This is a genomic window from Dietzia sp. B19 (assembly GCF_014145155.1).
Classification (GTDB): domain Bacteria; phylum Actinomycetota; class Actinomycetes; order Mycobacteriales; family Mycobacteriaceae; genus Dietzia; species Dietzia natronolimnaea.
In genome coordinates, this window is sequence record NZ_JAALED010000529.1 from 10,149 (window position 1) to 11,862 (window position 1,714).

Consider the following 1,714-nt stretch of genomic DNA (forward strand, 5'->3'; position numbering starts at 1 on the left):
CGCGCGGATACCTCCGGTCTCCCCGTCCCGTGCCCTCTCCAGTTGTCGGCGGACGGCGTGCCCGACGGCGGTCGGCCCGTCCCCGTAGCGCAACACGCTCACCGCCGGGATCGAGTCCAACGCCCCCGCGGTGGCGTCCTGCTCCCCGTACGGCCGCCGGCCCGGGACCACCACGAGCGGCACGTCAGCGCAGGCGGCGTCGGCAACAGACGACTGGCCCCCTCCGGTGACCACCACGTCGGCCGAACACAGTTCCGGCCAGGGGTCCGCGTGCCATTCGCCGTCCGGGCCGCCCACCTCGAGCCAGTCGGCCACTCCGAGCTCGCGCGCCGTCGATCGGACCGCCCTCCAGAAGCGGTGGTCGCCGCCGGAGCCGGAGCCGTTGAGATGGACGACACGGGGACGACGACGATGCCGTGTCTCGCGAACGCGCCGCTCGAAGCGGGACACTCCGCCGATCTCCGCGACGGGGTTCTCCGTCCGCCGCAGGGTCGCCTGATGCGCCCCCGGTGGCCACGCCCCGATCAACCGCTCCGCAGCACGAACCCGCAGCAGGTGGGGCTCGTCCTCCCTCACCCCGGGCGGCAGGGTGCTGACCATCGGGATGCCGGTCATCCGCGCGGCGAGCGACATGGCGGGAGACGAATCGACCCAGAAGGCGCGGGGTCGTGCGTGGTCCATCCACGCGACGGCGGCGCGGCGGGCGGAGAGGGTGAGCTCCTCGGCGTCCTCCTCGTCATCGATGCCGGACGGGAGGTGGACGACGCGGGTTCCCGGGGGGAGGAGCGCGTCGTCGAACTGGCCCGAGATGAGCATCGTGACGTCCAGTCCCCGTTCCCGCAGGGCGCCCATCACCGGAATGGCCCGGTGGAGATGACCGCGCCCCCGGTGGTGGACGTAGACGCCGATCATCGAAACCCCCCTCGGCCCGTCGGCTTATTCCGCTCCGCGGATCGCGCCGAGTAGTGCGTCGCAGAAGGCGGGGAGGTCGTCCGGGTTGCGGCTGGTGAACACGCCGTCCGAGCTGACCAGCTCCTCGTCCACCCACTCGGCTCCGGCGTTGACCAGGTCCGTGCGCAGGCTCGGGTAGGAGGTGACGCGGCGCCCGCGGACGACGTCGGCCTCGATCAGGACCCATGGCGCGTGACAGATGGCCAGGACGGGCTTACCCGCCTCGACCATCTCGCGGACGAGGGTCAGAGCGTGCTGGTCCTGGCGCAGAGCGTCCGGGTTGGCGACGCCGCCCGGCAGGACCAGGACGTCGACGTCGGCGGCGGTCACGTCGGCGCTCGTCCGGTCGACCGCCTGGGTGCCGGCCGGGGTGAGATGGTCGACCAGGTCGACCTCGCCGTCGGACGTGCTGACCAGGAGCGCTGTGTGACCGGCCTCGGTCACCGCCCCCCACGGCTCGGTCAGCTCGACCCGCTCGATCCCCTCACCGGCCACGAGGAATACGACGGTTCTGGTGTCAGTGCGTGCGTCCTGGGTCTCGGTCATAGCCTGATCGTGGGCCCGGACCCCCCTGGCCCGCAACCGGTTCGCCGGTGGCCCCGGGCCCGGCGGTCCGGCACGATACGTGGATGCGACGACGAGACCCGATCGACCGACGAGGGCGGCGCGACCGCCGGCGGGGCGGATGCGGCTGCTCCCTGCTCGTGCTGTTGCTCCTGGTGCTGGGGCTGGCCGTGGCCGCGGAGTTCGGCGCCCGGTGGTA

The 1,714-nt window shown here is 72.9% G+C and carries 2 protein-coding genes; both read right to left on the reverse strand.

What is annotated here, in order from left to right; genetic code table 11:
• A partial coding sequence (locus tag G6020_RS14490) for a hypothetical protein (protein ID WP_241732734.1) occupies positions 1–912 on the reverse strand: 912 nt, incomplete at its 3' end.
• Positions 913–936: 24 nt separating this feature from the next.
• Positions 937–1,497: a type 1 glutamine amidotransferase domain-containing protein gene (locus G6020_RS14495; RefSeq protein ID WP_182611093.1), complete on the reverse strand. Its 561-nt coding sequence runs from the start codon at positions 1,495–1,497 to the stop codon at positions 937–939.
• Positions 1,498–1,714: the final 217 nt, after the last annotated feature.